The sequence below is a fragment of the Reyranella sp. genome, assembly GCF_050185545.1.
Lineage (GTDB): Bacteria > Pseudomonadota > Alphaproteobacteria > Reyranellales > Reyranellaceae > Reyranella.
This window is the reverse complement of sequence record NZ_JBFWZI010000009.1, coordinates 42,369-69,258: the sequence shown is the minus strand read 5'-3', so window position 1 is coordinate 69,258 and position 26,890 is coordinate 42,369. Positions and strand designations below refer to the sequence as shown.

Annotated in this window: 22 protein-coding genes and 1 pseudogene; 12 read left to right on the top strand and 11 right to left on the bottom strand. The window is 67.5% G+C overall.

Going from position 1 to position 26,890, the window contains the following annotated elements; all coding sequences use genetic code 11:
• The first annotated feature begins 38 nt into the window (after positions 1-38).
• Both AB7O82_RS04325 and AB7O82_RS04320 read left to right on the top strand, forming a co-directional pair.
• Entirely contained in the window at positions 39-1,001 is a 963-nt protein-coding gene (locus AB7O82_RS04325; protein WP_428537717.1) for an MFS transporter, read from the top strand.
• Between the two features lie 61 nt (positions 1,002-1,062).
• Positions 1,063-2,091 carry an isopenicillin N synthase family dioxygenase gene (locus AB7O82_RS04320; protein WP_428537720.1) on the top strand — a complete coding sequence of 343 codons (1,029 nt, stop codon included), beginning with the start codon at positions 1,063-1,065 and terminating at the stop codon, positions 2,089-2,091.
• A 348-nt stretch (positions 2,092-2,439) separates the two neighbouring features.
• Here AB7O82_RS04320 and AB7O82_RS04315 read toward each other — a convergent pair whose 3' ends face one another.
• The 4 genes from AB7O82_RS04315 to AB7O82_RS04300 all read right to left on the bottom strand — a co-directional run bounded on the left by AB7O82_RS04315 (position 2,440) and on the right by AB7O82_RS04300 (position 10,259).
• A complete protein-coding gene (locus tag AB7O82_RS04315; protein ID WP_428537723.1) occupies positions 2,440-5,664 on the bottom strand; it encodes an AAA family ATPase in 3,225 nt (1,074 codons plus the stop codon).
• A gap of 20 nt (positions 5,665-5,684) precedes the next feature.
• Complete coding sequence (locus AB7O82_RS04310; RefSeq protein WP_428537726.1) at positions 5,685-6,758, bottom strand: MBL fold metallo-hydrolase; 1,074 nt, start codon at positions 6,756-6,758, stop codon at positions 5,685-5,687.
• Between the two features lie 257 nt (positions 6,759-7,015).
• Positions 7,016-7,969, bottom strand: coding sequence for an aldo/keto reductase (locus AB7O82_RS04305; protein ID WP_428537729.1), 954 nt, complete (start codon positions 7,967-7,969; stop codon positions 7,016-7,018).
• A gap of 271 nt (positions 7,970-8,240) precedes the next feature.
• Positions 8,241-10,259: a mechanosensitive ion channel family protein gene (locus AB7O82_RS04300; protein ID WP_428537732.1), complete on the bottom strand. Its 2,019-nt coding sequence runs from the start codon at positions 10,257-10,259 to the stop codon at positions 8,241-8,243.
• 128 nt (positions 10,260-10,387) lie between these two features.
• On the opposite strand from AB7O82_RS04300, the pseudogene AB7O82_RS04295 reads away from it, so the two are divergent.
• Positions 10,388-10,708 (top strand): annotated as a pseudogene (locus AB7O82_RS04295) (AMP-binding enzyme); the annotation flags it as partial.
• On the opposite strand, the gene AB7O82_RS04290 reads toward AB7O82_RS04295, so the two are convergent.
• Entirely contained in the window at positions 10,687-11,130 is a 444-nt protein-coding gene (locus AB7O82_RS04290) for a DUF1772 domain-containing protein (RefSeq protein WP_428537904.1), read from the bottom strand. The pseudogene AB7O82_RS04295 and the gene AB7O82_RS04290 overlap by 22 nt on opposite strands.
• 426 nt (positions 11,131-11,556) lie before the next feature.
• Here AB7O82_RS04290 and AB7O82_RS04285 point away from each other — a divergent pair, with 426 nt between their 5' ends.
• From AB7O82_RS04285 to AB7O82_RS04260, 6 genes are all read left to right on the top strand, one after another.
• Complete coding sequence (locus AB7O82_RS04285) at positions 11,557-12,546, top strand: isopenicillin N synthase family dioxygenase (RefSeq protein ID WP_428537735.1); 990 nt, start codon at positions 11,557-11,559, stop codon at positions 12,544-12,546.
• A gap of 189 nt (positions 12,547-12,735) precedes the next feature.
• Positions 12,736-13,728 carry an isopenicillin N synthase family dioxygenase gene (locus AB7O82_RS04280; RefSeq protein ID WP_428537738.1) on the top strand — a complete coding sequence of 331 codons (993 nt, stop codon included), beginning with the start codon at positions 12,736-12,738 and terminating at the stop codon, positions 13,726-13,728.
• 166 nt (positions 13,729-13,894) lie between these two features.
• A complete protein-coding gene (locus AB7O82_RS04275) occupies positions 13,895-15,043 on the top strand; it encodes a mandelate racemase/muconate lactonizing enzyme family protein (protein ID WP_428537741.1) in 1,149 nt (382 codons plus the stop codon).
• Positions 15,044-15,056: 13 nt separating this feature from the next.
• A complete protein-coding gene (locus AB7O82_RS04270) occupies positions 15,057-16,688 on the top strand; it encodes a 3-(methylthio)propionyl-CoA ligase (protein ID WP_428537744.1) in 1,632 nt (543 codons plus the stop codon).
• 241 nt (positions 16,689-16,929) lie between these two features.
• A complete protein-coding gene (locus AB7O82_RS04265; protein WP_428537747.1) occupies positions 16,930-17,820 on the top strand; it encodes a TauD/TfdA dioxygenase family protein in 891 nt (296 codons plus the stop codon).
• A 68-nt stretch (positions 17,821-17,888) separates the two neighbouring features.
• Positions 17,889-18,752 carry a DUF1932 domain-containing protein gene (locus AB7O82_RS04260; protein WP_428537750.1) on the top strand — a complete coding sequence of 288 codons (864 nt, stop codon included), beginning with the start codon at positions 17,889-17,891 and terminating at the stop codon, positions 18,750-18,752.
• Here AB7O82_RS04260 and AB7O82_RS04255 read toward each other — a convergent pair.
• Both AB7O82_RS04255 and AB7O82_RS04250 read right to left on the bottom strand, forming a co-directional pair.
• Complete coding sequence (locus tag AB7O82_RS04255; RefSeq protein WP_428537753.1) at positions 18,749-19,309, bottom strand: dihydrofolate reductase; 561 nt, start codon at positions 19,307-19,309, stop codon at positions 18,749-18,751. The genes AB7O82_RS04260 and AB7O82_RS04255 overlap by 4 nt on opposite strands.
• A 9-nt stretch (positions 19,310-19,318) precedes the next feature.
• Positions 19,319-19,615 (bottom strand): hypothetical protein, encoded by a 297-nt coding sequence (locus AB7O82_RS04250; RefSeq protein WP_428537756.1) that lies wholly within the window; start codon positions 19,613-19,615, stop codon positions 19,319-19,321.
• Between AB7O82_RS04250 and AB7O82_RS04245 the strand changes: the two genes are divergently transcribed.
• The gene (locus AB7O82_RS04245) at positions 19,614-19,961 is read left to right on the top strand and encodes a TetR/AcrR family transcriptional regulator C-terminal domain-containing protein (RefSeq protein WP_428537759.1); all 348 of its coding nucleotides are present in this window, start codon (positions 19,614-19,616) and stop codon (positions 19,959-19,961) included. The genes AB7O82_RS04250 and AB7O82_RS04245 overlap by 2 nt on opposite strands.
• On the opposite strand, the gene AB7O82_RS04240 is transcribed toward AB7O82_RS04245, so the two are convergent.
• The 4 genes from AB7O82_RS04240 to AB7O82_RS04225 form a co-directional block, all read right to left on the bottom strand.
• Entirely contained in the window at positions 19,956-20,411 is a 456-nt protein-coding gene (locus AB7O82_RS04240) for a nuclear transport factor 2 family protein (protein WP_428537762.1), read from the bottom strand. The two genes, AB7O82_RS04245 and AB7O82_RS04240, sit on opposite strands and share 6 nt — an antisense overlap.
• A gap of 73 nt (positions 20,412-20,484) precedes the next feature.
• Positions 20,485-21,333 carry an SDR family NAD(P)-dependent oxidoreductase gene (locus AB7O82_RS04235; protein WP_428618705.1) on the bottom strand — a complete coding sequence of 283 codons (849 nt, stop codon included), beginning with the start codon at positions 21,331-21,333 and terminating at the stop codon, positions 20,485-20,487.
• Between the two features lie 2 nt (positions 21,334-21,335).
• Positions 21,336-22,040, bottom strand: a complete 705-nt coding sequence (locus AB7O82_RS04230) for an alpha/beta fold hydrolase (RefSeq protein WP_428537765.1) — start codon at positions 22,038-22,040, stop codon at positions 21,336-21,338.
• A gap of 80 nt (positions 22,041-22,120) precedes the next feature.
• Positions 22,121-23,098 carry a Bug family tripartite tricarboxylate transporter substrate binding protein gene (locus AB7O82_RS04225; RefSeq protein WP_428537768.1) on the bottom strand — a complete coding sequence of 326 codons (978 nt, stop codon included), beginning with the start codon at positions 23,096-23,098 and terminating at the stop codon, positions 22,121-22,123.
• 168 nt (positions 23,099-23,266) lie between these two features.
• Here AB7O82_RS04225 and AB7O82_RS04220 point away from each other — a divergent pair, with 168 nt between their 5' ends.
• Positions 23,267-25,360, top strand: coding sequence for a 3-hydroxyacyl-CoA dehydrogenase NAD-binding domain-containing protein (locus AB7O82_RS04220; RefSeq protein WP_428537771.1), 2,094 nt, complete (start codon positions 23,267-23,269; stop codon positions 25,358-25,360).
• A 135-nt stretch (positions 25,361-25,495) separates the two neighbouring features.
• The gene (locus tag AB7O82_RS04215) at positions 25,496-26,686 is read left to right on the top strand and encodes an acetyl-CoA C-acyltransferase (RefSeq protein WP_428537774.1); all 1,191 of its coding nucleotides are present in this window, start codon (positions 25,496-25,498) and stop codon (positions 26,684-26,686) included.
• Positions 26,687-26,890: the final 204 nt, after the last annotated feature.

Here is a 26,890-nt window from a genome sequence, read left to right as displayed (position 1 = left end):
CCACTCCTGTGGCGCTCATGGGATCTGTGTTCGAGAAGATGAGCGCCATCGGAGTGGCGCGCTCCCAGCGGAAGAGCCTGTTTCTTGTTAAGGCGATGTTCCAGGGCCTGTCGGTTGGTGGCGAATGGACGACATCCTTCACCTACCTGCTCGAGCATGCGCCTCCCGGACGGCGCGGCCTGCTTTCGGCGATCGCGTGCTGCGGCGGCATGCTGGGCGTCCTGGCAGGCTCGGCGACCGGCGCGGCTCTTGCCGGCCTGCTGTCGCCCGAGGCGCTCGACAGTTGGGGTTGGCGGCTGCCATTCCTGTTCGGGTTCGTCGTTGCGATCGCAGGCTTCTTGTTGCGGCGCACGTCGGTCGGCGTCGCAGAGATCGCCGGCCCGTCCGCCGGACTGCCGCTTGTCGACACCCTGCGCCACCATTTCCGACTGGTCGTGCGCCGAACCGGCGTCACGACGTTTCTCGCCGTCGGCTTCTACCTGGTCTTTCTCTACATCGTCGGCTGGCTGCAAAGCGTCGACGGTGTCGGCCCTGCTCGTGCCCTGACGATCAACACCGCGAGCATGGCCGCCATGATTCCGATTGCGCTGGCGGCGGGCTGGCTGAGCGACCGCCTCGGCGGGCGCCCGCCCGTCATGCTGGCGGCGATGGCCGCCGCCTTTGTGGGCACGGTTCCCCTCTTCCTGCTCATGCACCAGAACGCGACGCTGCCCATCGTCGCCGGCCAGATTGCCCTGGTGATCCTGGTCGGCACCGTCTCGGCCCTGACGCCTGCCTTCATGGTCGAGGCCACGCCACCGTCGGTACGCTGCACCGCGATCGCGCCGGGCTACAACATACCCAACGGCCTGCTCGGCGGGATGACGCCGCTGGCGGCGGCGTGGCTGGTCGAACGGACCGGGGTCGATCTGAGCCCGGCCTTCATGATGACTGCCGCCGCGGCAGTCTCGTTCGCCACCCTATGGACGTTTCGCCGGCCCCTGGCGCAAGGCAGCCCCTAGAAGTCGCGGATTCATGCCACGGCATCGCCGTGATAGAGTTGTTCTAAGTCGGAGGTCAACGATGCAACACACGATGGTCGGTGGCGAGATCCCGTTGATCGATGTCGCGGCCTACCTTGCCGGCGCGCCGGGTGCCGCCGAGCGCAATGCCGCGGAACTGCGCTTCGCCTTCGAGAATGTCGGCTTCTACTATCTGCGCGGCCATGGCGTGCCGCAGCCGCTGATCGATACCGCCTATGCCGAGGCGGCGCGCTTCCATGCCCAGTCGCTCGGGCAGAAGCTCGCCCTCAAGGTCGACGAGCACAATATCGGCTACATGCCGATCGCCCGGAAGCCGCCGCCCAACGCCGCGGCGCAGGGCAAGAAGCCGAGCCAGAATGAGGCCTATTTCCTGCGCCGCGAGCGCACCGCCAACGACCCCGACGTGCTGAGCAACCGCCGCTTCCACGCCATGAACAAATGGCCCCTGGAGAGCGACCTGCCGGGCTTCCGCGGCAACATGCTGGCCTACATGGGCACGCTCGAGGCGCTGTGCCGGAAGCTGGTGAAGCTCTACGCGCTGGCACTTGACCTGCCCGAGGGTCATTTCGATTCCTGCTTCGCCAGGCCGCATATGATCCTGCGCATGTCGCGCTATCCGGTGATCGATGGTACCGACGACTCGGTCGCCAGCCTGGTGCCGCACACCGATTCGGGGTTCATGACCTTGCTGCCGCCCAACAAGGTGCAGGGCCTGTCAATCCAGCTGCCGGACGGGCGCTGGATGGATGCGCCGGGCGTCGAGGATGCCTACGTGGTCAATGGCGGCGACATCCTGCATCGCTGGACCAACGAGCGCTTCCTGTCGACGCCGCATCGCGTGCGCAACGTGTCGGGCCAGCTGCGCTACGCCGTGCCGTTCTTCTGCGATCCCGACCACGACACCGTGATCGAGTGCCTGCCGACCTGCGGCCCGGCGAAGTATCCGCCGATCAAGTTCGGCGATTACGCATTGTGGTTCGCCGCCCAGCGCTACGAGCACATGCAGAAGGTGCAGGCTCCGACCGAAGCCGACGTCGCGCCCGGCGCCCGCGCTACCGCACGGTGGTGACGCGCACTGCGGTGGCCGTGGTTGACGGGGCCATGCGCTGGAATCGCACCACTTAAGGCGGAGTTACCTCCGCCGGCTGTGGCTCTTCTGGATCGCGGGCGTCCCGCCCGCTCACGCGTCCTTATTGTCATCCTGAGGGCAGCGCGTGTTCTGAGCCAAGCCGAAGGAAAGCATCTCGTCGCCCGAAGTTGCAAAGCACGTTCGCGGCGAGCGGCGATGAGGTCCTTCGCTGCGCTCAGGATGACAGAATGAACCATGAGCGGGTGGGACGCCCGCGATCCAGAAGAGCATGAGCGCCACAGCCGGCGGAGGTTGCTCCGCCCTGGGTGGCGCGCCGCAACGCATCTTTCATGTGAGCAGAATCGCCCGCATCGGCTTGGCGAGACGGTGGTAGCCGGTGCGCTCGGCGCGGGCGGCGAGTTCGGCCAGGGTCGCGCGGCGCTCGGCGGTCAGCCAGCCTTCCTGGGCGTCGGCGAGCAGCGCGCCGCGCTGCACGATCAGGTCGGTGTAGGGCATCGGCTCGATAGCGGTGAACCGGGCGAGCGCGGCGGCGTGACGACGCGCCTCGTCGGGCCGGCCGGCGGCCAGGCAAGCGTCGACCGCGAAGCTGCGATAGAAGAGGTGGTTGTGGCCCAGCGTCTGCGCGCCCAGCAGCGCCTCGCCTTCGATCAACCAGGCCTCCCGTTCGGCGGGATCGTCACTGATGCTGGCGCCGATGCCCAGGATCGCCGCCCCCATGTAGCTCAAGGCGTGCTGCCGCATGTGCTCGACGGCACCGCGCGCAACCTCGGCGGCGCGCCCACGATTGCCCATCGCCGCTTCGAGCTGCGCGCGGAAGATCGCATTCTCGCTGGCAAAGCGCCACGCTTCGAGCTCGGCCACGATCTGGTCGGCCCGCTCGACATGCGACGTTCCCGCCTCGGGCTCGTCGGCCTCGACGGCGGCGATGATGAGGCCGTGGAGCGCGATCAGCTCTGCCCGGCGGTTCTGCGCCTGGCGCGCCAGCTCGATCGCCGTCTCCGCCGACTTGCGCACGGCCACGAGGTCGAGCAGATGGCACTCGGCGATGGCGGCCATCGGCCGGTTGGCAATCTCGACGGCGCCTGCGCCCGAAAGCCGGGCCGCTTCGATGCAGCGCGCCAGGGCCGTCCCGGCCGAGCGCATCCGGCCCTGCGCATAGAAAGCATCGGCGAGACCGCCGAGCGCGCGAGCCACGAGCTCGGGCGACTGGGCGCGCTCGGCGAGCGCCAGCGCCCGGCGGTGCTCGGCCATGCACTCGTCGACGCGACCGCGCGGAAAGAGGAGGTTTCCCCGCATATGATGGCAGCGCGAGGCCAGCGCCGTCAGCTCGGCCGCCTCGGCGGCCGCCAGGGCCCGATCGAGCGCCTGCTCCGCCCCCGCGAGATCGTCGGTGATGCGCAGCGCCGCGGCGATACCGAACTCCGCCTCGCCGCGTTCAGCGGCGCTCGTGGCCTTGGCCAGTGCTGCGACAAATCTGTCGCGTGCTTCGCGTGGGGCACCGAGGTCGAGAAGCAGATGGCCGGCCAGCAGGGACAAGGCGACGAACTGTGCCTCGGTCACCGCAAGCTGCAGGCCGCGTTCGGCGCGCTCCAGCGCCACCGACAGCCGTCCGGAGCGGCGTTGGGCCTCGGCAGCGAGGCGATAGGCGTCCGCCGCTCCCGGCTCTCCCGCCCGGTCGAGATGCTGGGCGCGCAGGTCGGGCTCGCCCTCGCCCAGCCAGTCGGCCGCCCGGCGGTGCAACTGGCGCGCCGTCTCGCGCAGCAGCGAGGCGTACGTCCCCTCCTGGATGAGGGCATGGGCAAAGACCAGCATGCCGCCGTCGTCGATCAGGAGGCCGGCCTCGATCAGCGGCCGCGGGTCGTAGCTGTCGCTTCCTGCCAGGGCTCGCAGGGCCGCCGGCGGCACCCGCTGGCCGTAGACCGAGGCGGCCTGCAGCGCGGCGCGATCGGCACGGGCCAGGCGATCGAGCCGGGCCTGCACCAGGCCGCGGATCGAGCCCGGCAACTCGGCGGTCTGGGCCTCCGCGGTGCTGAGCGCGAGCTGCTCGAGGAACAGCGGGTTGCCGCCGGAGCGGTTGATGAAGGTTGCGATGACCGCCTGATCGACCTTGCTGGCCGCTGCGCGCGCAAGAGCCTGCATCGCCGCGCCCTGCAACGGACCCAGCTCCATGACGACGACGGAGACGCCGGCCAGGTCGCGGCGAAACGCGGCATCGACCGGATCGCCTTCGGGTCGCGACGTCGTAACGACGACCAGGCGGGCCGTGGCCGTGCGACGGGCCAGCATGCGGACAAACGCCCTCAGGGTATCGTCCGCCCAGTGCAGGTCCTCGATCGCGATGACCAGTGGGCTGGTGCTCGTGACCGTCGCCGTCAGCTCCGTCACCGCCTCGGCCCGCGCCGCGACGCGTCGGCTGTCCTCCATCGCGCGATAGGGCGCGGCGAGCTCGGGCGGCATCGGCCGCTCGACGACATCGTGAGCGGCGGCGCGCAGGCGCGCATCGACCGCGGGATCTTCGATCCATCCCGGCAAGCGCTCGATCAGGGCTTCGGCGAGGACCCGCAGGGGCATCTGCCGGCGCGCCGTGCCGAAATCCACGGCATGCGCCATTATCGGCGCCATACCCTGGCCGGACGCGCTGGCCAGGACCTCGGCGAGCAGGCGGCTCTTTCCGATACCCGCCTCGCCGCGCAAATGCAGATGCGCGCCCGGCTGCGCCGTCGCGAGTACGGCCAGGGCTTGCGCCAGCTCGACCTCGCGACCGACGAACGGCAGCCGGGCGGATGTCGCGCCTTCGCCCAGACCATCGAGGCGCCAGAAGCGCTGTGGCCGGGCAATGCCCTTCACGGAGCGTTCGCCCATCGCAGTGGCGCGCACGCGACCGGCGACGGCCCGCCATACCGCCTCGCTCATCATCGTCTCGCCCGGCCCGGCTTCGCCGACCAGCCGCGCCGCCAGGTTCACCGCCTCGCCGACGACCGTGTAGTCGCGGCGCAGCTCGCCGCCGACCTCGCCTGCGATGACGTCGCCAAGGGCGATGCCGACATGGGTGGCAAGCTCGCGGCCCAGCTCGGACGACAAGGCGGACATGGCACGTTGCAGGTCGTCGGCCGCGGCGACGGCGCGCAGCGGGTCGTCCTCGTGGGCGACCGGCGCTCCGAAGATCGCCATCGTGGCATCGCCGATATGCTTGTCGACCGTGCCGCCGTGCGCCACCACGATCTCGTCGGCCTGCGCCAGAAACCGGCCGGCGATGCGACGCAGCTCCTCGGCATCGACCGAGGTCGAAAGCTCCGTGAAGCCGCACAGGTCGGCGAACAGCACGGCGACCTGGCGCCGCTCTGGAGTTGCGGCCACTGCTTCCGGCTCATCGGTCTTGAGATTGGCCGCCGCCTCGAGCAGGCGCTTGCGATGGCCGAGCGAGGTGACACCGAGCTCGCGCAGGTCGTCTGCCGTCAGGCCGCGCAACATCGCGCCGTCTATGTGATTGGCCTCGAACGCCTCGGCGTACTGGCCCAGGCCGAGACCATGCAGCCAAGCCCGAACGTCCATAGACCCTCTGACCGCTTAACCTAGTGTGATCCGCCGTCCACGCTGCGCCCTTCGGCGCGCCAGCGCAACATGCCGCCCGGCAGGTTCGCGACCTCGGCGAAACCGGCCTTGGTCAGGATCGCCGTGGCGTGGGCCGAGCGGCTGCCGGCGCGGCACACCGTGACGATGGGCTTGCCCTTCGGCAGCTCGGCGGCGCGTTTGGCGAGATCGCCCAGGGGAATCAGCGTCGCGCCGCGAATCCGCCCGAGCGGTCCTGTGAACTCCGACGGCTCGCGCACGTCGAGCACCTGCACGGCAGCCAGGTTCTCCTCCAGCCAGTGCGGCTCGACCTCCCAGACGCCGCCGAAGGTAAAGCGCAGCGGAGCCCAATGCGGATCGGGCGGCACCTCGGTGTCGTTGCCCGGCTGGCCGCACCGCAGGTTCGCCGGCACCGCCTCGTCGATCTTCTTGGGGTGCGGCAGGTCGAGGTTCTTCATGTAGCCGACATAGTCACCCTCGCCGACCTCGCCGCCGAGACGCGGATTGAAGCGCTTCTCCTCGGCAACGCTGGTGACGGTGAGGCCGCGATAGTCGTGCGCCGGATAGAGCAGGCATCCCTCGGGCAGCGAGAAGATGCGCGAGCGCACCGCGCGATACAGCTGGCGCGGATCGCCCTGCTGGAAGTCGGTGCGGCCGGAGCCGCGGATCAGCAGGCAATCGCCGGTGAAGGCCATGCTCTCGTCGTCGAGCACGTAAGTCAGGCAGCCCGAGGTATGGCCCGGCGTCGCCCGCACTTCCAGCGCGCGGCGGCCGAACTCGACCCGGTCCCCGTCGGCCAGCAACCGGTCGGCCCCGGCCGCTCCCGCCGCCGCCGCCAGGGCGATGCCGCTGCCGAGCTTCTGCTTCAGGAGCCACGCGCCGGTGATGTGGTCGGCGTGGACGTGGGTCTCGAGCGTCCAGGTCAGCGTCAGCCCCAGCTCGGTGATCAGGGCGGCGTCGCGGCGCACCTGCTCGAAGACGGGGTCGATCAGCAGCGCCTCGCGCGTGGCGCTGCAGCCGAGGAGGTAGGTGTAGGTCGATGACGTCGGGTCGAAGAGCTGGCGGAAGATGAGCATGGCTCACTCTACCATTTTCTCCGGCCCTGCTCGCCAGCGATCGGTGGACGGTACGACGCCCCATAGGACCTCATCCTGAGGAGCGGCTCGGAGGGCCGCGTCTCGAAGGGTCGGCAATAGTCAAGGGTGTCGCGCCATCGCTTTTCCAACGATCTACCGTGTCGCCCATCCTTCGAGGCGGCCGCTACGCGGCCTCCTCAGGATGAGGACTTTGATTGGCCTTCGACCAAATTCAACGGCTACGGGACGACGCGCCGTCAGGCGCTCGCCTTGTCGAGGGCGGCGACCGACTCGGCGTCGAGCTTGACCGAGGGCGCCGCGAGCAGGTCCTTGAGCTGCGCCAGGCTGGTGGCGCTGACGATCGGCGCGGTCACCGCCTTGCGCTGCATCAGCCAGGCCAGGGCCACGCTGGTGTTGCTGGTGTTGTGCTTCCTGGCCGCCGCATCGAGCGCGCCCAGCACCTTGAAGCCCTTGTCGTTCAAATACTTCTTCACGCCGCCCGGACCGCGCGGGCTCTTGCCGAGGTCGGCCTCCGAGCGGTACTTGCCGGTCAGGAACCCGCTGGCCAGCGACCAGTAGGGAATGACGCCGATCTCCTGCTTAAGGCACTCCTGCTCGAGCGCCTCCTCGAAGAGCGGACGCTCGACCAGATTGTAGTGCGGCTGCAGGCTCTCGTAGCGCGGCAGGCCCTTCTCCTTGGCGACCTTGGCCGCCTCGGCGAGGCGCGGCGCCTCGTAGTTGGAGGCGCCGATGGCGCGCAGCTTGCCCGCCTTGATCAGCTCGCCGTAGGTCGACAGCGTCTCCTCGATCGGCGTGTCCTTGTCGTCGCGATGCGACTGGAAAAGGTCGATGTAGTCGGTGTTCATCCGCTTCAGGGAGGCGTCGACCGAACCGATGATATGCTTGCGCGACAGGCCCTGGCCGACATTCGGCATCTCCATGCCGCACTTGGTGGCAATCAGAACCTTGTCGCGCTTCCCCGGGTCCTTTTTCAGCCAGCTGCCGATCACCGTCTCCGACTCGCCGCCCTTGTGGCCGGGCGCCCAGCGCGAATAGACGTCGGCGGTGTCGACGAACGTGAATCCGGCATCGACGAAGGCGTCGAGCAGCTGGTGCGAGGTCGCCTCATCGGCCGTCCAGCCGAACACGTTGCCGCCGAAGGCGATCGGAGCGAATTCGAGGCCCGACCGTCCGAGCTTGCGCTTTTCCATGGTTGCTTCTCCCTATGCGAGGACGGCGCATCTTAGCCCTGCGCGACGAGAGGGCGCCATGCAGGTCTTTTCCCTCCCCAGCGTCTTCGCTGGGTGTCCGCGTCTTCGCGGACGGAGGGGTCATGATCTTCCGGACCGCGGGCGTCCCGCCCGCTCATGGTTCATGATCGTGAGCGGGCGGGACGCCCGCGGTCCGGAAGATCATGACCCCTCCGTCGCCGTATGACGGCGACACCTCCCCAGCGAAGACGCTGGGGAGGAGAAATGAGCCCTACTCCGCCGCGACCTTGGCTTCCGGTGCGGCCGGTGGCTTGGCGGGCGGCGCTGGCGCCGGCGCGACTGTCGCCGGTATCCCCACCGGCATCATCGCCGTCGGATAGGCCGTCATGGTGGGCGTGGCGAAGTGGATGCCGAGCCCGGGCAGCGTGTCGTACATGCGGCGGATGGCGGTGCGCTGGATCAGGCTCGGGTTCTTTGGCCGCGCCATGAACTTGAAGCGCACGATCACTTGGCTGTCCTTGATGTCGACCACGCCCTGCATCTTGAGCGGCTGCATGATGATCGGCTTGAAGGCCGGCTCCTCGAGCATGTCGAGGCCGAGCTTCTTCACCGTCTTGCGCAACAGCTCGACGTCGGTTCCCGGCGCGAAGGCGAGGTTGAACTTCACCACCGTCCAGTCGCGGCTGAAGTTGGTGATGTGGCCGACCTGGCCGAATGGAACGATATGAAGCTGGCCGTTCTGATGGCGCAGTTTCAGCGAGCGCACGCTGAAGCCTTCGACCGTGCCCTTGACCTTGCTGCAATCGACATACTCGCCGATGCGGAACGAGTCCTCGGCCAGGAAGAACACGCCGGAAACGATGTCGCGCACCAGCGACTGGCTGCCGAACGACACGGCGAGGCCGAGGACCGAGGCGCCGGCGATCAGCGGCGTGATGTTGACGCCGAGCTCCGACAGCACCAGCAGGCCGCCGACCACCAGGATCACCGCCCCGGAGATTGCGCGCAGCAGGGGCATCAGGGTCCGCAGGCGCGAGGCCGCCACCTTGACGTCTTCCTCGGTGTCGCCGGTCGCGTCGGCCGAGGGCAGCGGATTGGCGGCGATGTAGGAATCCATGCGGAACTTGATGAACCGCCACAGTGCGTAGATGGCGACGGCGGTGATTGCCGCGACCTTGGCCCCGCGGTCGTGCGGCAGCCACTGCTCCGGCGTCATGGCGCCCAGCACCCTCACCATCATGGCCTCGGCGATCAGGATGACGACGAAGAGCCGTGCTACCAGGCGCAGGCAGTCGGCGACCACGTCGCCGGCCATCGGCAGCTCGGAGACGATGTGGCGCGTGATGCGATGCATCAGCGTCTCGAACAGCAGCAGGGCGATCAGCGCCGATTCGATGACGGTCAGCCCGCGCGCCGCGGTGTTCGATTCGGCAATTGCCGCGTAGATCGCAGCCAGGCCCATCATGGCGTAGAAGATCAGGCCGAAGACCCACCAACGATTGGCGGCGTCGCTCTTCAGGCGCTGGCCGATCTTGTTCGGCGACACCATGGCCGAAAGCCAGGCCGCCATCTCCTTGTGCCAATGCCGGACTACCCACAGGAGGCACGCGGCTATCACCGGCGCATACAGAATGACGGCGGCACTCACGACCTCGGGCGGCGCGCCGGTCAATTCCAGGGCACGGCCGGCATGATTGCCAAGCAGCGGCAGGACGATCACCCAGTTGAGAGCGATCAGCAGGCCGCGCGCCGTATCGTCGTCAACGGGTGCGATGCGGCCTTCCGGCGCCGCCGGCCGCAGCCATGCCCGGAACACCAGGTTGAAAGTGCGCCAGTAGATCATCGCCTGGAAGACCTGCTGGCCGAGCTTGAAACCGATGCTCTCGGGGTCGCCGATCTGGCGAAGCACCAGCCGCCCGGCAACCGCGAGCCCTACGAGCGCCAGTACGTCGAGCAGAAGGGCTCGCCCGAAGGCGCGCAGCGGCGACTGGCCCACCAGCCGGTCGAAGCCGCGCACCCGAGCCCTGCTGAGCAGCAGGCGAACGAGATTCTCGGCCAGCAGACCCGCAACGACGATACCGACGAGGAGCAGGGCGGTGCGGCCACCGATCTGGTCCGGCAGCCCGATCAGGTGGCTTCCCAGCGCTGGAATCCGCTCCAGGGTGAATTCCAGGCGCTCGGTCAGCAGCTTCAGAAAGGAGTGCGTCGCGCCGCTTTCGGTGTTGTAGGCCGTGCCCGCCACAGCCGCCGATATCCAGGCGACTGCCAGTGCGCCCGCCGACAGGGCCATCCCGTATCTTGACCGCATCATCGGTTTACCCCCAAAGGATGCCCGTTCACCCTAGGCCAAACGGCCCCATCCCGCCACAACAGGCCCCACGACACGACGACCGGAGAGATGCCTCGATACTCTGCCTCGTCATCAATTCGGGTGGCGGATGGATCAGCTCGATCGACCTCGAGAACGCCGCGATGGCCCATCCGGCCGTCGCCGAGGCGGCGGTGATCGGCGTCGCCCATCCGAAATGGGACGAGCGGCCACTGCTGATCGTGCACCGCAAGGCCGACGCCACGGTCGACAAGAAGGAGCTGCTCGAGTTCCTCGCCGGCAAGGTCGGAAAATGGTGGTTGTCCGACGACGTGCAGTTCGTCGATGCCAATTCGCCCACCGCGACGGGCAAGATCCTGAAGACCAGGCTGCGCGAGGATTTCAAAGACTACAAGCTGCCGGCGGGCTGATAGGCGGCCAAGGTGAACAGGACGCTGGCCACCATGCCCAACATCGTCCGCCGGGCATGCAGCCGGCCCCAGCGCTCGATCAGGGCTCGGCTTTCGGGGCCGGCCCGGTCGGGCTCGATGGCGTTGAGCCGGTTGTTGACCGGCAGGATGATGAGCAGCGTGTAGGGCCAGTTGGCGACCAGCACGACGGCACCAGCGAGCCACATGGGATCGTCGGTCGTCCACCATGCGAGGACGCCGAACACGAAGCCCGCCACCGCGAGGCTCGCCTGCATGGCATAGCCGCGCGCGTAAGCGGGCTTCCATTGCACCAGCATCGCGCGGTCATCGAGCATCAGCCGCGTCGGCTGCTCGGCGAAGGTTATGTAGAAGGCAGCCCCGGTGAAGGCCGCCGCCACGCCGAGCGCCAGAATGCCGAAGATCATGCCAAGCTCCCTTCGCCGTCACTGGGCGCCGCTGCCTCGTTCTCGACGAGACTGACTGGGCCGGCCGGCCGGACCCAGGGTATTCGCGTTTACAAAGAATGCCGTCATCCAGAGAAAGGCGCTTGCGAAGCAAGCCCCGTAAGCCGCCCGAAGGGCGGCGCAGTCGAGGGACGTTTCTTACTGATCTGTGAAGAGGAAAGGTCCCTCCACTTAGCTTCCCTTCGACCGCGCTCAGGGCAGGCGCCACGTTCCGCTCCGGTCGGGATGACGGGGGGGTGCCATATGTGCATGCTCTGCGGCCCCGCCCGGGGGCACGGCATGCAAGATGACGTGAGCTGTCATCGCATCTGGTATCGGCACGTGGCTGGACCCCTGCCGGCGCACGGCGGTATCGTTAGGTATTGTAACAAATTCGAGGGCGCCATGGCCACCGAGACCATTCCCGTCATCGACCTCGGCCCGTATCTTGCCGGCGAGGCGGGCGCGCTGGATCGGACGGCCAGGGAGCTGCGGTTCGCACTGACCGAGATCGGCTTCTATTTCATCGTCAATCATGGTGTGCCGCGCGACAAGATCCGCGGTGTGTTCGACCAGGTGAAGCGCTTTCACGAGCTGCCGGTGGAACGCAAGCTCGCCTACAAGCTGAACCCTCACGGCACCGGCTATATGCCGATGCGCGGGAACACGTTGCGCACCTCGACGGTGCAGGCCGGCACCAAGCCCAACCTGAACGAGGCGTTCTTCGTCAAGCGCGAGATGCCGGCCGATCATCCCGACGTGCTGGCCGACCGGCGCTATCGCGGTGCCAATCGCTGGCCGAGCGAACTGCCGGGCTTCCGCGAGGTCATCGTCGACTATTGCGACACCATGGAAGCGCTGGTGAAGAAGCTGGTGCGCGTCTACGCCCGCGCCCTCGAGCTGCCGGCTGCCTATTTCGACGGCCCGTTCGAGGATTGCCAGTTCTCGCTGCGCATGACCCACTACCCGCACCAGGACAGCCCGGTCGAGGACGAGTTCGGTCTGGCGCCGCACACCGACACGAGCTTCCTCACCCTGCTGGCACCCAACGACGTGCCCGGCCTCTCGATCCGCACGCAGGGCGGCACCTGGATCGACGCACCGGCGATCCCCGACGCCTACGTCGTCAATGGCGGGCAGTTCCTGCAACGCTGGACCAACGACTTTTTCCTGGCGACGCCGCATCGCGCCATCAACCGCAGCGGCGGCGAGCGCTACGCCATCCCATTCTTCTGCGACAGCAACATCGACTGGCCGGTCGCGGCCGTGCCGACCACCGTCGGCCCGGACAGGCCACCGAAGTACCCGACCACCTACTACAGCGACTACATGGCCTGGTATCAGAAGCGAAACTACGACGTGCTGAACGCACCCGACCTGCAAGCCGCCGAGTGAGAGCATGTGCCGTGCTGGGTGGTCCGGTTGTGACGGCAACACTGTCATGTGGAGCGGAGCAACGACCCTGTGTCGCGGCCTCGAAGGTCCCTCGCTGTGGCGCCTGCGAAGCAAGCGCCTTGCTCGGGATGACAGAATTGCTGCGGCGATGACTTCGTCACGGACCCTAAGGTGAGGGAGGCCCCTCAGGTGAGCACGACCGAGACCATCCCCGTCATCGACCTCGGGCCGTACCTGGCAGGCCAGCCGGGAGCTATGGAGGCCGCAGCTGCCGAGCTGCGCTTCGCGCTGACCGAGATCGGCTTCTACTTCATCGTCAATCACGGCGTGCCGCCGGAGCAGGTCCGTGACGTCTTCCGGCAGGCGGCGCGTTTCCATGCCCAACCGATCGAGCGGAAGATGGAGATCCGCATCGACCGGCACAATGTCGGTTACCTGCCGCTGCGCGGTGACACGCTGCGCACCTCGACGGTGCAGAAGGTGACGCGGGCGAACTTCAACGAGGCGCTGTTCATCGCCCGCGACCTGCCGCCCGATCATCCCGACGCGCGGGTCGACCGGCGCTTCCGCAGCGTCAACCAGTGGCCGGCCAACCTGCCGGGCTTCCGCGAGAGCGTTGCCGGCTACTGCGACACCATGGAGCGGCTGGTGCTCAAGCTGGTGCCGCTCTATGCCCGTGCCCTTGGCCTGCCGGCCACCTGGTTCGACGGGCCATTTCGCGACTGCCAGTACAAGCTCCGGATGACCCACTATCCGCACCAGGATGTGATGGTCGACGACGAGTTCGGCATCGCCCCGCATACCGACACGAGCTTCCTCACATTGCTGGCGCCCAACGAGGTGCCCGGCCTCTCCATCCGCACGCAGAGCGGCAAGTGGATCGACGCCCCTGCCCTGCCCGGCGCCTACGTCGTCAACGGCGGGCAGTTCCTGCAGCGCTGGACCAACGACGTCTTCCTGGCGACGCCGCATCGCGCCATCAACCGCAGCGGCGGCGAGCGCTATGCCTTGGCGTTCTTCTGCGACAGCAACATCGATTGGCCGGTTGCCGCCGTGCCGACCACCGTCGGTCCTGACAAGCCGCCCAAATACCCGACCACGTCGTACACCGACTACATGGTCCAGTATCAGAAGCGGACCTACGACCTGCTGGCCGACGCCAACCGCGACGCCGCCGAGTGAAACCGAAGCTCTTCTCATCTTCTCCTCCCCAACGAAGTTGGGGTGTCCGCGTCATCGCGGACGGAGGGGTCATGAGTCACGGGAGAGAGCGGAGCCGATGGCTCATGACCCCTCCGTCGCCGTATGACGGCGACACCTCCCCAGCTTCGCTGGGGAGGACGGGAAGATGACCCCACCAATCCTCGCCCGCGTCGAGGCGCATGTCTTTCGCACGCCCATCAAGGAGCCGGTGCGGACCTCCTTCGGCACCATGACGGAACGGGCCGCCGTCTTCGTGCGTGCCGAGGACAGCGACGGCGCGCGCGGCTGGGGCGAGGTGTGGTGCAACTTTCCCAATGCCGGCGCCGAATACCGCGCCCGGTTGCTCGCCGATATCGTGGCGCCGCTGGCACTGGGCAAGCCGCTCGACGATCCGGTGGCTCTGTGGGCGGAGATCGACCGTGCCCTGCACGTGCTGCGCATCCAGAGCGGCGATGCCGGTGGCTTCTCGGCTGCCGCCGCCAGCCTCGATCTCGCCATCCATGACCTGCGGGCGCGCAAGCGCGGACTTCCCTTATGGCGCGCTCTGGGCGGCCGCGACGATGGCCCGGTGCCGGTATATGCCTCCGGCATCAATCCCGGGCCGGCCGCCGCCGACACCGTCACGCGTACGCGGGCCGCCGGCTACCGCGCCTTCAAGCTCAAGATCGGCTTCGGCGAGGAAACCGACCTCGGCTCACTGCGGCCGGTCGCCGCCAGCCTGGGCGACGGCGAGCGGCTCATGGTCGACGCCAACCAGGCTTGGGATTTCGCCACTGCGTGCCGGATGTTACCCAGGCTCGCCGAGTTCAATCTGGGCTGGATCGAAGAACCCCTGACGGCTGATCGGCCGACGGCCGAATGGACCCAGGTTGCCGCCGTGGCGCCTGCGCCGCTGGCCGTAGGCGAGAATCTGCGCGGCGCCGGTCAATTCCAGACGGCAATTGAGTCGGGCCTGTTCGGCATCGTCCAGCCCGACGTCGCAAAGTGGGGCGGCCAATCCGGCTGCCTGCCGGTGGCGCGGGCTGCTCTGGCGGCAGGCCGCACCTGGTGCCCGCACTATCTCGGCGGAGCCATCGGATTATTGCATTCCCTGCACCTGCTGGCGGCGGTCCGTGGGCCAGGGATGCTCGAGGTCGACGCCAATGCCAATCCGCTGCGCGAGGGGCTCCTGGGCGACCTTTTGACCATTCGCGATGGCTTCGTATCGCTTCCCGGCGGCCAAGGACTCGGTCTAGAACCTGACCTGAAGCCGCTCGCCAACCTCCGAAGCCTGCATATCGAGCGGCACGGCTAACAAGGGAAACGCCATGCTCGGCCTGATGCAAGACCGTCCGCTGCTGATATCGCAGATCATCGACTTCGCCGCCGCCTACTATCCCGACGTCGAGATCGTCACGCGCACGGTCGAAGGCCCTATCCATCGCTACGGCTACCGCGACGCGGCCAAGCGGGCCAGGCAGGTCGCCGAGGCGCTGCAGGGGCTGGGCATCCAGCTGGGTGACCGGGTCGGCACCATCGCCTGGAACACCTACCGCCATTTCGAGCTCTATTTCGGCATCTCCGGCATCGGCGCGGTCCTGCACACCATCAACCCGCGGCTGGCGCCCGAGCACGTGGCCTACATTGCCAATCACGCCGAGGACAAGGTCATCTTCGTCGACCTCAACCTGCTGCCGATCGTCGAGGGCGTGTGGGGCAAGCTCGAGACGGTGAAGCACGTCGTGGTCATGACCGACCGAGCGCACATGCCGGCCTCGTCCAAGATTCCCAACCTGCTGTGCTACGAGGAGCTGGTCGCGGGCAAGCCGGGCACCTTGAAATGGCCCAGCTTCGACGAGAAGACTGCGTCCTCGCTCTGCTACACCTCGGGGACGACGGGCAATCCCAAGGGCGTGCTGTACTCGCACCGATCGACGATGATCCATTCGATCATGGCGTCGAACGGCGCGGTGATCCCGATCAATCCAGACACCACCTTGCTGCCGGTAGTGCCGATGTTCCATGCCAATGCCTGGGGCCTGGTCTACGCCGCGCCGATGTGCGGCGCAAAGCTGGTGTTCCCCGGGCCCAAGCTCGACGGCGCCAGCGTCTACGAGCTTCTGGACAAGGAGCAGGTCACGCTCAGCGCCGGCGTGCCGACGGTGTGGCTCGCCCTGCTCGACTACTGCGCTCAGAACAAGCTCAAGATGTCATCGGTCAAGCGCACTCTGATCGGCGGCTCGGCCGTGCCGCTCGCGATGATCGAGCGCTTCTGGAAGGAGCACCGCGTCGAGGTCGTGCAAGGCTGGGGCATGACCGAGATGAGCCCGCTCGGCACGGTGACCCGCTTCAACAGGGGCGAGCGCAGCCTGCCCGACGCCGAACGCTTTGCCATCACAGCCAAGGCCGGTCGGCCGGTGTTCGGTTGCGAGATGAAGATCATCGACGATGCTGGCAACGACCTGCCGCATGACGGCAGCGTCTCGGGCAATCTCGTGGTGCGCGGCCCATGGATCGTGAACGGTTACATGAAGGGCGACGGCAAGAGCCAGTTCCTCGAGGACGACTGGTTCATGACCGGCGACGTCTGCAAGATCGAATCGGACGGCTCCGTCGTCATCACCGACCGCTCCAAGGACGTCATCAAGTCGGGCGGCGAATGGATCAGCTCGATCGACCTCGAGAATGCGGCGATGAGCTGCCCCGGCGTCGCCGAGGCGGCGGTGATCGGCGTCCATCATCCCAAGTGGGACGAGCGGCCGCTGCTGATCGTGGTTCGCCGGCCCGACGCCGACGTCACCAAGGCCGATCTGCTGAAGTTCCTCGAGGGCAAGATCGCCAAGTGGTGGATGCCAGACGACGTCCAGTTCATCGACGCCATCCCCCACGGCGCCACCGGCAAGATCCTCAAGACCGCGCTGCGCAAGCACTTCGAGGACTACAAACTTCCGACGGCGTAGTGCTGTCCTCCTCCCCGGCTTCGCTGGGGTGGTGTCGCCGTCTTGGGCGAGGGTGGGGTCGGGTCATGATCTTTGGACCGCGGGCGTCCCGGGCGCTCTTGATGTTGCGATGCGCGGGCGGGACGCCCGCGGTCCGCATGAATCATGACCCCTCCGTCGCCGAAGACGGCGACACCTCCCCGGCGATGCCGGGGAGGAGAAGATATCGCCGCCTGCGCCCGTTCGCAGTAGACTTGCCGCCATGACCATCGACATCCAACCCATCGACCCGGTGAATCGCGCCTTCTTCGCGGGCGTGGTCTCGGGTCTCGATCTCACGCAGCCACTCTCGCCCGAGCAGGTCGCCGCCGTCCATGCCGGCATGGACGAGTTCGGCGTACTGGTCTTCCACGACCAGAAGATCAACGACGAGCAGCAGCTGGTCTTCAGCCGCAGCCTGGGCCCCCTGGAGCAGGCCACCGGCGACATCGCCGCGCCCGAGGAACGCCGGGTCAGCATGGATCTGAACGACATCTCGAACCTCGACAAGAACAACCGGGTCCTGGCGCGCGACGATCGCCGCCGCCTGTTCGGCCTCGGCAACCAGCTGTGGCACTCCGACAGCTCGTTCAAGGAGATCCCGGCCAAGTACTCGCTGCTGTCGGCGCGTCACATTCCGCCGACCGGCGGCAACACCGAGTTCGCCGACATGCGTGCCGCCTACGATACGCTCGACGAAGCGACCAAGCGCGAGGTCCATGATTTGATCTGCCTGCACAGCCAGATCTTCTCGCGCGGCATTCTCGGCTTCACGGACTTCACCGATGCCGAGCGAGAAAAATGGGCGCCGGTGCGCCAACGGCTGGTGCGCAAGCATCCGGCGACCGGCCGTCTGTCGCTCTATCTCGCGAGCCATGCCGGCGGCATCGAGGGATGGCCGGTGCCGGAGGCGCGCGCTTTCCTGCGCGACCTGACCGAGCACGCCACCCAGCGCCAGTTCGTATACGCCCATGTGTGGCAGCCGCACGACCTGGTGATGTGGGACAATCGCGTCACCATGCATCGCGCCCGCCGCTACGATTACGCCGAAGTGCGCGACATGCGACGCACCACCCTCACCAACGAAGTTTCGAGCCTGCAGCAGGCACCGTAGCCCGGGCCGGCCGGCTCTCGAGGGGCACTTGCTCCACCGGATCGCCTTCAATCGCCGCGGAGAAGCCTATGGTCGAAAGCGTGGGAGTTGTCGCCGTCCTCGGCCAGGGCGCAATGGGCAGCGCCGTTGCCGGCCGCATGGTCGCGTCCGGCATCGACGTCATGTCGGTCCTCGAGGGGCGCAGCGCGGCAAGCCGCAAGCGCGCCGAGGCCGTCGGCGTGCGCGCCGGGACATGGTCCGATCTCGAGAACGCCGACATCATCCTGTCGATCGTCCCGCCATCGGAGGCGCCCGCCGTCGCCGCCGCGGTGGCCGACATCGCCGCGAGCAAGCCCGGGCGCCTCTATGCCGATTGCAATGCCGTCAGCCCGCAGACCATGCAGGACGTCGCACGGCTGTTCACCGGAACCCGCGATCGCGTCGTCGATGCCGGCATCATCGGCGGCCCGCCGAAAGATGGTACGCGTACCATCATCTACACCTCGGGCCCCGACGCCGAAGCCCTGTCTGTGCTTGGCAAACACGGCCTCGACGTTCGCGTCGTCGACGGTCCGATCGGGGCGGCGTCGGCGTTGAAGATGTCCTATGCCGGCATCACCAAGGGCCTGACGGCACTTGGCGCCACCATGATGCTGGCCGCCACGCGCGCCGGCGCCGCCGCCGACCTGGCGGCGGAGTTGCGCACCAGCCAGCCGCAACTGCTCGCCTGGTTGACGCGTTCGGTACCGGCCATGCTGCCCAAGGCCTACCGGTTCGACGGCGAGATGTCGGAGATCGCCGCGTTCATCGGCGAGCCCGCGGTCGGCGGCGACATCTACGACGGCATGGCGCGGCTCTACCGCACGATCGCCACCGATGAGGTGAGCGCACAGAGCCTTATGGCGTTCGTCGAGGCCGCCGAGCGCTTGCTCGCGGGCAAATCGGGTCGCTAGGTTTTGGGACCCCATTCCTGGACAGGGGTCAACGGGTCCAGGAGCCGGGTATTGTGCAGGACCATGCCGTATCGCCCGAACACATCCTCGGGCGTCACTCCATTGCCCACCCCGGGAAAAACCGGTCGGCCGCGCGGCACGCTCGCCGCCGCGCGCGTGAGGAAGAAGGTGTCGTAGCCCAGGGTCAGGAACAGGGCGAACACGTCGGTGCCACCAATCACCGCCAGCATGCCGTCGTCGACGCCCAGCCGCTGCCACGCTTCGTCGAACGACGCAGTCGCCGGATTCCACAGGACCACATTGGGATTCTCGGCATCGAAGACGACACGCTGGACGCGACGCGTCAGCAGAATGCGCTTGCGTTCCTTCTGTCCCGGCCCGCCCTCGGCGGAGTGACGTCCGTTGGCGATCGCCGACGCGCGCGCAATCGATTGCCGATAGAATTCCTGATCGGCCGGGATCTCCAGCTCCTTGGGAAAGGAACCGTCGGACAGGGCAATCATGCCCTCATGAGAGACGATGGCGTAGCCTTCGATGCGCGGGCGCCTGTTCGTCATGCTGTCGCCTCACTCGCCCATGATCCCGATGACGTCGTCCCGAACGACAAGAACGCCGAAGCGGTGGATGCCGTTGACGATCCATGCTTCGACAAGCTCGCATGATGGACCACGCGGAAGGCCAAGCCGGCCGCCGTCGCGATCAGGATGGCCAGATAGTTCGTGCCGGTGAATGCCATGGACCCCCTCTTGCTGCGGCAGAGACCAACCTGCCGTCGTCATCCTGATGCAGATCAAGGCTGGACGATACTGGGTATTAAAACTGCCGGCATGGCCTCGGTCCTGAACGTTCTCTCGATGGCTCATGACCTGCTCGATCCCCCTGGTGCTGACGCGCCGCACCCTGCACGACACGACGCTCGACTGGGCAGAGAACCTGCTCGAGGCGTTGTCGCGCAGCGGTCGTTCGGGCACCGACCTGCTGGTGGCGTTCCGGACCGTCACCGGGTTCGTCATGGGCTTCGTGCAGGCACAGCTCGCCCAGCCGGTGATGGGCGGCCACGGCCATCCCGACATCGCACGCGCACAGGCGCTGCCGCCGGATCGTTACCCGCGGCTGATCGAGATTGCGAAAGAGGCGAGCCGGCTCGGGCCGGATCGCGAGTTTCGCACCGGCCTCGAGATCGTGATGTCCGGGCTTACCGCCTCATGACGCGAGCCGGAACGCCTGGCGCGCCAGCAGCTTCCACGCTCCGCCTTCCTTCACCCATACCTGCATCACGCCGACCTTGGCCGAGCCGGGTTTGCCGTCGGACTCGTAATCGACGGCGAAGACGTGGCGGGCGATCGCATTGTTACCGACCACGGCGACCTTGGGCTCGGTGAGGACGATCGACTTGTAGACGGACTTCTTGCTGACGAAGACGTCGATGAACATCGCCTTGGTCTCGATGCGTCCGCTGGAATGGCCGTAGCTCAGCTGATCGGAGACCAGCGCATCGAGCTTGGTCTTGTCGGCGGCGATCATCGCCTTGCCGAGATCGTCGATGGCCTTCGTGACTGCCGCTTCGTCGGCGGACTCCGCGCGGGAGGCGGATGGCAGCGAAGCCGTGGCGAGTGCCAGCGCGCCAGCGGCCGCGACGTGACGTCGAGAGATACGCATCTTGGCTCACTCCCTCGTTCGATTGTGCTTGCAGGCATGGCGGCCGGAGATCGGACGTCCGGCCGTTCGAAAGCTACTCCGTCGGCGCGCCGCGCGCCACGATCTGACGCCAGCGCGACGCGACCTCGTCCACCGATGCGAGCGTCGGGCCGAGGTCGACCGCCTCGCCATGGTCCCACCAGCTGGTCGAGAAGCGTCCGCCGGCCGCGTTCAGCACCGCGCCGGAGGTATTGCAGGCCGACGACGCCAGGAACGCCACGCCCGGTGCGACGTAATCGGGCAGCAGCTCGGGGGCCGAGCGGCGGAGAACGCGGGTCGCCGCCACGGGCGATATGGCGTTGACCAGGACTCCGGCGTCGCGGAGTTCCGCCGCCAGCCCGACCATGAGCCCGACCTGCGCCATCTTCGCCGTCGCATAGGCCACCAGGCCGGGCACGCAATCCTCGACCCGCATGGCCCGGCCCGACGTCGTCAGCACGATGCGGCCATAGCCCTGACGGCGCATGTGCGGCACCGCGGCGCGGGTCAGGTGAAACGCGGCGTCGACGCCTATGCGGATCATGCGGGTCCAGACCTCAGGCGCTGTTTCCTCCAGGCTCGCGAAGACGACGAGCCCGGCATTGTGGATCAGGCCGTCCACCCGTCCGAACTGCGCAAGGGCGAACTCGACGACACGCCGGCAGGCTGCGGCATCCTCCAGGTTCTCGTGACAGGCAGCCGCGGTGCCACCACCTGCCGCAATCTCCGCGACGACGCCGTCTGCGACTGCCGGGTCGAAGCCACTGCCGTCTGGTGCCACGCCGGCATCGTGCACGACGACCGAGCCGCCCAGCGTCGCTATGAGCCGCGCGTAGGTCGCGCCCAACCCACGTCCCGCCCCCGTGACGACGACGACTTGTCCGTCGAAGCGAATCTCGCCCACTGCTATGCGTCCAGTCCGGCCAACGCCGCCGCAACCAACCGCGGCTCGGTGAACATGGGATAGTGTCCACCCTCGAGCTCACGGCACACCCAGCCGTCCGCGCGTGCCCGCTGCAGGAGACTGGTGTAGAGCGCCGATCGCGGGGACGAACGCAGAAAGGCCCGCGGCAGCTCGGCAGCGGCGCGCGAGCCGAGCCGCACCGGCTCTGCGAACGATTGCAGGGGATGCGGTGTCAGGCGCGCTACGGCCCAGGAGCGAATCGGCTCGACCAACTCATCGGCGAGCGATGCATCCGGCGGCACACGCCAGCCCTTTCCCTCGGCGGCCGCGGCGGACCGCAACTCGCCGGCAAGTCCCGATCCGACGACGTCGTCGTTGGACTCGCCGTCGCGCGGCACGGCCGCGTCGAGGTAGACCAGACGCCTGAGGCGCTCGGGTGCCTGTTCGGCGACAGCCGTTATGACCGTTCCGCCATAGCTATGGCCCACCAGCGTGACATCGCTCAAATCCCGATGGTGCAGCAGACCGACAACGTCGGCGACATGCGTGGCGAGCCCGATGTCGGATCGCAGCAGGTGCGCGCGCTCGCCGAGGCCGGTCAGCGTCGCAGCGACCACCCGGTGTCCACTGGCGCGCAGATGAGGCGTGACATCACGCCACCACCAGCCGCCGAGCCAGGCACCCGGCACGAGCAGGAATGTCGTCATTCAGTCCACCGTCGTCGCCATGAAATGATGCGCGACGAGTTCGGGCACAAGGCTGCGGGGTATGCCCAGCCTGCCTCGGTCTACTCGGGCGTAATGCCGAGCTTCAGGATAAGGGGGATCACGCTGGCCTTGAGGCGCTGATAGTCGGCCGTGACCTCCGCGTGGTTGAGCGGCTTCTCGGTGAGACCGAAGCTTTCCATCATCTTGCGGCCCGGCTCCGAATTGGCGGCGCCGACCCAGAGATCGGACATCTTCTGCACGATGGGCTTGGGCGTCGCCGCCGGTGCCGACAGCGCCAGCCAGCCGCGCAGCACGAAGGCGTCGTCGGTAAAACCTTGCTCGACGGACGTCGGAAGATTGGGAAACTTCGCATCGCGCGCGCTGGCGGGCGCGGCGATGGGCCTGATCTCGCCCTTCACCAGGAGGGCGTTCATGGCCTGCGGGCTGCCCATCGCGGCCTGCAGCGAGCCCGCGCCCATATCCTGCCACATCGGGGCCTCGCCCTTGTAGTTCACCACCTCGATCTTGAGGCCGAACTTCTCGTTCAGGCCTTGCGCGAAGATGTGGGCGGCCGAGCCGATCGCCCAGGAGCCGAAGTTCACCTTGTTCTTGCGGGCGTAGTCGACGAACTCCTTGAGATTGGTCGCCGGAACGGATTTGTGCACGACCACCGGTATGACGCCCGAGGGCGTCCCCGACACGATGGTGAAGTCCTTGTCCGGATCGAAGCCTGGCGATTTGAACAGCACGCGGTTCTGCACCAGCGTGCCCGAGACCGAATGCAGGAAGGTGTAACCGTCGGCCGGAGCCCGGGCGACCAGGGCGGCGCCGATATTGCCGCTGGCGCCCGGCTTGTTGTCGATGATGACCTGCTGGCCGGTCGCCTGCTGGACATGCTGGCCGAAGGCGCGGGCGATGCCGTCGGTGAGCCCGCCCGGCGGGAAGTTCACGACGATGGTGATTGGTCGGGCCGGCCACGCCGGCTGGGCGCGAACGATCGCCGGGGAAGCCAGCACGAAGCCGCCGGCGGCCCGCAGAAGAGTGCGTCTCGTCGTCATTTCCCGCATGCCCCCATTAGCTTTTCTTTGCCGACGATGCATAACGACTGTGCGCCCGCGATGCCAGACGAGATCATCGCACCGCGGAACCCGAGGCCGCTGGGCGGCGCGCCCCGGGATTGCTAAGACACGCCATCGCCAACGGCAGATTTCAGGGGAAGAACGTCCATGTCCGACGCAGTGCTTCGCTCCACCCAGGGGCGCATCGGCATCCTCACCGTCAACAATCCGCCGGTGAACGCGCTGGCCGCGGCGGTGCGCGACGGCATCAAGGAGGGCGTCGACGCCTTCGCCGCCGATCCCAACATCGACGCCATCGTGCTGATCGGCGGCGGCCGCACCTTCATCGCCGGCGCCGACATCCGCGAGTTCGGCAAGCCGCCTGCGGGCGCCAACCTGAACGACGTCATCGCCACCATGGAGAACTGCCCGAAGATCATCGTGGCGGCGCTGCACGGCACGCCGCTGGGCGGCGGGCTGGAGACGGCGCTGGGCGCGCACTATCGCGTGTCGCTCGCGTCGACGCGCGTCGGCCTGCCCGAGGTCCATCTCGGCCTGCTGCCGGGCGCCGGCGGCACCCAGCGGCTGCCCCGCCTGGCGGGCGCCAAGTACGCGCTCGACGCCATCATCTCGGGCCGCCACATCCCCGCGCCCGAGGCCAAGAGCAAAGGCATCATCGATGCCATCGTCGAGGGCGACCTGCTGGCCGGCGCGGTGGCGCATGCCCAGATGCTGGTCGCCCAGAACGCGCCGCGCCGGCGCGTGCGCGACCTCTCGGCGACCCTGGAATCCCCCGACCTGTTCGCCGAGACCGAGAAGGCGATCGCCCGTCGCGCGCGTGGCTTCAAGGCGCCGTGGAACATCATCAAGTGCGTGCAGGCCGCCGTCGAGCTGCCGTTCGATGAGGGCATGAAGCGCGAGCGCGAGCTGTTCGTCGAGCTGCTCACCTCGTCGGAGTCGGCGGCCCAGCGCTACTACTTCTTCGCCGAGCGCGAGGCGGCCAAGGTGCTCGACGTGCCGGCCGACACGCCGCAGCGCGAAATCAAGAGCGGCGGCATCGTCGGCGCCGGCACGATGGGCGGCGGCATCGCCATGAACTTCGCCAATGCCGGCATCCCGGTGACGCTTCTCGAGGTGAAACAGGAAGCTCTGGATCGCGGGCTGAAGACCATCCGCACCAACTACGAGAACACCGCCAGGCGCGGCGGCATGAAGATGGAGGACGTCGACAAGCGCATGGCGCTGATCAAGCCGACGCTCTCATACGACGACCTCAAGGACGCCGACGTCATCATCGAGGCGGTGTTCGAGACCATGGAGGTGAAGGAAGGGGTCTTCAAGAAGCTCGACGAGATCGCCAAGCCCGGCGCGGTGCTGGCGACCAACACCTCGGGCCTCGACGTCAACCAGATCGCCAGCTACACGAACCGCCCCGGCGACGTCATCGGCATGCATTTCTTCTCGCCGGCCAACGTGATGAAGCTCCTGGAGAACGTGCGCGGCAAGGCGACCTCCAAGGACGTCATCGCCACGGTGATGTCGCTCAGCAAGAAGATCGGCAAGATCCCGGTGCTGGTCGGCGTCTGCGAAGGCTTCGTCGGCAATCGCATGCTGCGCCAGCGCGGCGTGCAGTCGGCCTACATGCTCGAGGAAGGCGCGCTGCCCCACCAGGTCGACAAGGTGATCTACGATTTCGGCTTCCCGATGGGCCCGTTCGCCATGAGCGACCTCGCCGGCAACGACGTCGGCTGGCGCATCCGCCAGGGCAAGAACGAGAAGGAAAAGCGCAACGTCCGCTACACCGGCTACGTCGCCGACGCGATCTGCGAACTCGGCCGCTTCGGTCAGAAGACCGGCGCCGGCTACTACAAGTACAACCTGCCCGACCGCACGCCGATCCCCGACCCCGAGGTCGAGAAAATCATCGAGGAGAATTCCAGGAAGCTCGGCATCACGCGTCGCGCCATTTCCGACCAGGAGATCCAGGAGCGTTGCCTCTATCCGATGGTCAACGAGGGCGCCAAGATCCTCGAGGAAGGCATGGCCCAGCGCGCCCTCGACATCGACGTGATCTGGGTCAATGGCTACGGGTGGCCAGTCTATCGCGGCGGCCCGATGTGGTGGGCCGACAACGTGGTCGGGCTGAAGACCATCCATGACGCCTTGCTGAAGTATCGCGACGCCTCCGGCGACCCGTTCTGGGAGCCGGCGCCGCTGCTCAAGAAGCTGGTGCAGGAAGGCAGGAAGTTCTCTACGGTCTGATCACTCTGTCATCCCGAGCGAGGCTTCTTCGGACCGCGGGCGTGTCGCCCGCTCATGAGAAGAGCGGGCGAGACGCCCTCCGGAAGAGGTTGCAGTCGGGATGACGTCACGTTTGGCTTTACGAGGAGAAAAACCATGGCCGACGCCGTCATCGTCTCAACCGCCCGCACGCCGATCGGCAAGGCGTTCCGAGGCGTCTTCAACGACACGCACGGCGCCGACATGGGCGCCCACGTGATCAAGCACGCCGCCGAGCGCGCCAAGCTCGAGCTGGACGAGGTCGAGGACGTGATCCTGGGTTGCGCCGCGCCCGAGGGCACGACCGGCTCGAACGTGGCGCGCGTCTCGGCGATCCGGGCCGGCGCGCCGGTCAGCGTCTCGGGCGTCACCGTCAACCGTTTCTGCTCGTCGGGCCTGCAGACCATCTCGATGGCGGCGCAGCGCGTGCTGGTCGACAAGGTGCCGGTGATGATCGCGGGCGGGCTCGAATCGGTGTCGCTGGTCCAGGGCCCGCCGGGCGGCAACAAGAACCGCCTGGTCAATCCCTGGGTCCAGGAGCACGTGCCCGGCATCTACCACGCCATGATCACCACCGCCGACACGGTGGCGGCGCGCTACAAGATCAGCCGCGAATACCAGGACGAGTATTCCCTGCAGAGCCAGCTGCGCACCGCGGCGGCCCAGCAGGCCGGCAAGTTCGATGACGAGATCGTGCCGATGGAAACCACGATGCTGGTCACCGACAAGAACACCCAGGAGACCTCGAAGAAGACGGTCAAGCTCACCAGGGATGAAGGCAACCGTCCCGACACGACGATCGAAGGCCTCGCCAAGCTGCAGCCGGTGATGGGTCCCGACAAGTGGATCACGGCCGGCAATGCCAGCCAGCTTTCCGACGGCGCCTCGGCCGCGGTGGTCATGAGCGACGCCGAAGCCGCCAAGCGTGGCCTCAAGCCGCTCGGCATCTACAAGGGCCTGGTCGTCGCCGGCTGCGAGCCCGACGAGATGGGCATCGGCCCGGTCTATGCCATTCCCAAACTGCTGACGCGCTTCGGGCTGAAGATGGACGACATCGACCTGTGGGAGCTGAACGAGGCCTTCGCGGTGCAGGTGCTGTACTGCCGCGACAAGCTCGGCATTCCCAACGAGAAGCTGAACGTCAACGGCGGCTCGATCTCGATCGGCCATCCGTTCGGCATGACCGGCGCGCGCTGCACCGGCCACGCCCTGATCGAGGGCCGCCGCCGCAAGGCCAAGAACGTCGTCGTCACGATGTGCATCGGCGGCGGCATGGGCGCGGCCGGCCTGTTCGAGGTCGTGCACTAGACCGCGCGGTCGCCTTTCTGTTTCATCTGCCTCTCCTCCACACGGAGGAGAGGCCGGGCGAGACGCCCGCCACGGCGCCTGTTCGAGGTCACGCACCAGGCCGACGACGTGAAAACCCGACGCGGCGGACGGAACGCCCTCGCATCGCGTGACGTTGGGACCCATTTCCGGCTTGCAGGCAGTCGATCGGCCCTGCAAGTGCGG

Excerpts from the sequence above, each read along its gene's own strand:
- AB7O82_RS04315 (WP_428537723.1), bottom strand. The coding sequence starts at position 5,664 with ATGGACGTTCGGGCTTGGCTGCATGGTCTCGGCCTGGGCCAGTACGCC.
- AB7O82_RS04320 (WP_428537720.1), top strand. The coding sequence starts at position 1,063 with ATGCAACACACGATGGTCGGTGGCGAGATCCCGTTGATCGATGTCGCG.
- AB7O82_RS04250 (WP_428537756.1), bottom strand. The coding sequence starts at position 19,615 with ATGAGCCATCGAGAGAACGTTCAGGACCGAGGCCATGCCGGCAGTTTT.
- AB7O82_RS04270 (WP_428537744.1), top strand. The coding sequence starts at position 15,057 with ATGCTCGGCCTGATGCAAGACCGTCCGCTGCTGATATCGCAGATCATC.
- AB7O82_RS04265 (WP_428537747.1), top strand. The coding sequence starts at position 16,930 with ATGACCATCGACATCCAACCCATCGACCCGGTGAATCGCGCCTTCTTC.
- AB7O82_RS04215 (WP_428537774.1), top strand. The coding sequence starts at position 25,496 with ATGGCCGACGCCGTCATCGTCTCAACCGCCCGCACGCCGATCGGCAAG.
- AB7O82_RS04325 (WP_428537717.1), top strand. The coding sequence starts at position 39 with ATGAGCGCCATCGGAGTGGCGCGCTCCCAGCGGAAGAGCCTGTTTCTT.
- AB7O82_RS04230 (WP_428537765.1), bottom strand. The coding sequence starts at position 22,040 with ATGACGACATTCCTGCTCGTGCCGGGTGCCTGGCTCGGCGGCTGGTGG.
- AB7O82_RS04300 (WP_428537732.1), bottom strand. The coding sequence starts at position 10,259 with ATGGCCCTGTCGGCGGGCGCACTGGCAGTCGCCTGGATATCGGCGGCT.
- AB7O82_RS04260 (WP_428537750.1), top strand. The coding sequence starts at position 17,889 with ATGGTCGAAAGCGTGGGAGTTGTCGCCGTCCTCGGCCAGGGCGCAATG.
- AB7O82_RS04220 (WP_428537771.1), top strand. The coding sequence starts at position 23,267 with ATGTCCGACGCAGTGCTTCGCTCCACCCAGGGGCGCATCGGCATCCTC.
- AB7O82_RS04285 (WP_428537735.1), top strand. The coding sequence starts at position 11,557 with ATGGCCACCGAGACCATTCCCGTCATCGACCTCGGCCCGTATCTTGCC.
- AB7O82_RS04240 (WP_428537762.1), bottom strand. The coding sequence starts at position 20,411 with ATGCGTATCTCTCGACGTCACGTCGCGGCCGCTGGCGCGCTGGCACTC.
- AB7O82_RS04310 (WP_428537726.1), bottom strand. The coding sequence starts at position 6,758 with ATGCTCATCTTCCGCCAGCTCTTCGACCCGACGTCATCGACCTACACC.
- AB7O82_RS04245 (WP_428537759.1), top strand. The coding sequence starts at position 19,614 with ATGACCTGCTCGATCCCCCTGGTGCTGACGCGCCGCACCCTGCACGAC.
- AB7O82_RS04275 (WP_428537741.1), top strand. The coding sequence starts at position 13,895 with ATGACCCCACCAATCCTCGCCCGCGTCGAGGCGCATGTCTTTCGCACG.
- AB7O82_RS04305 (WP_428537729.1), bottom strand. The coding sequence starts at position 7,969 with ATGGAAAAGCGCAAGCTCGGACGGTCGGGCCTCGAATTCGCTCCGATC.
- AB7O82_RS04225 (WP_428537768.1), bottom strand. The coding sequence starts at position 23,098 with ATGACGACGAGACGCACTCTTCTGCGGGCCGCCGGCGGCTTCGTGCTG.
- AB7O82_RS04255 (WP_428537753.1), bottom strand. The coding sequence starts at position 19,309 with ATGACGAACAGGCGCCCGCGCATCGAAGGCTACGCCATCGTCTCTCAT.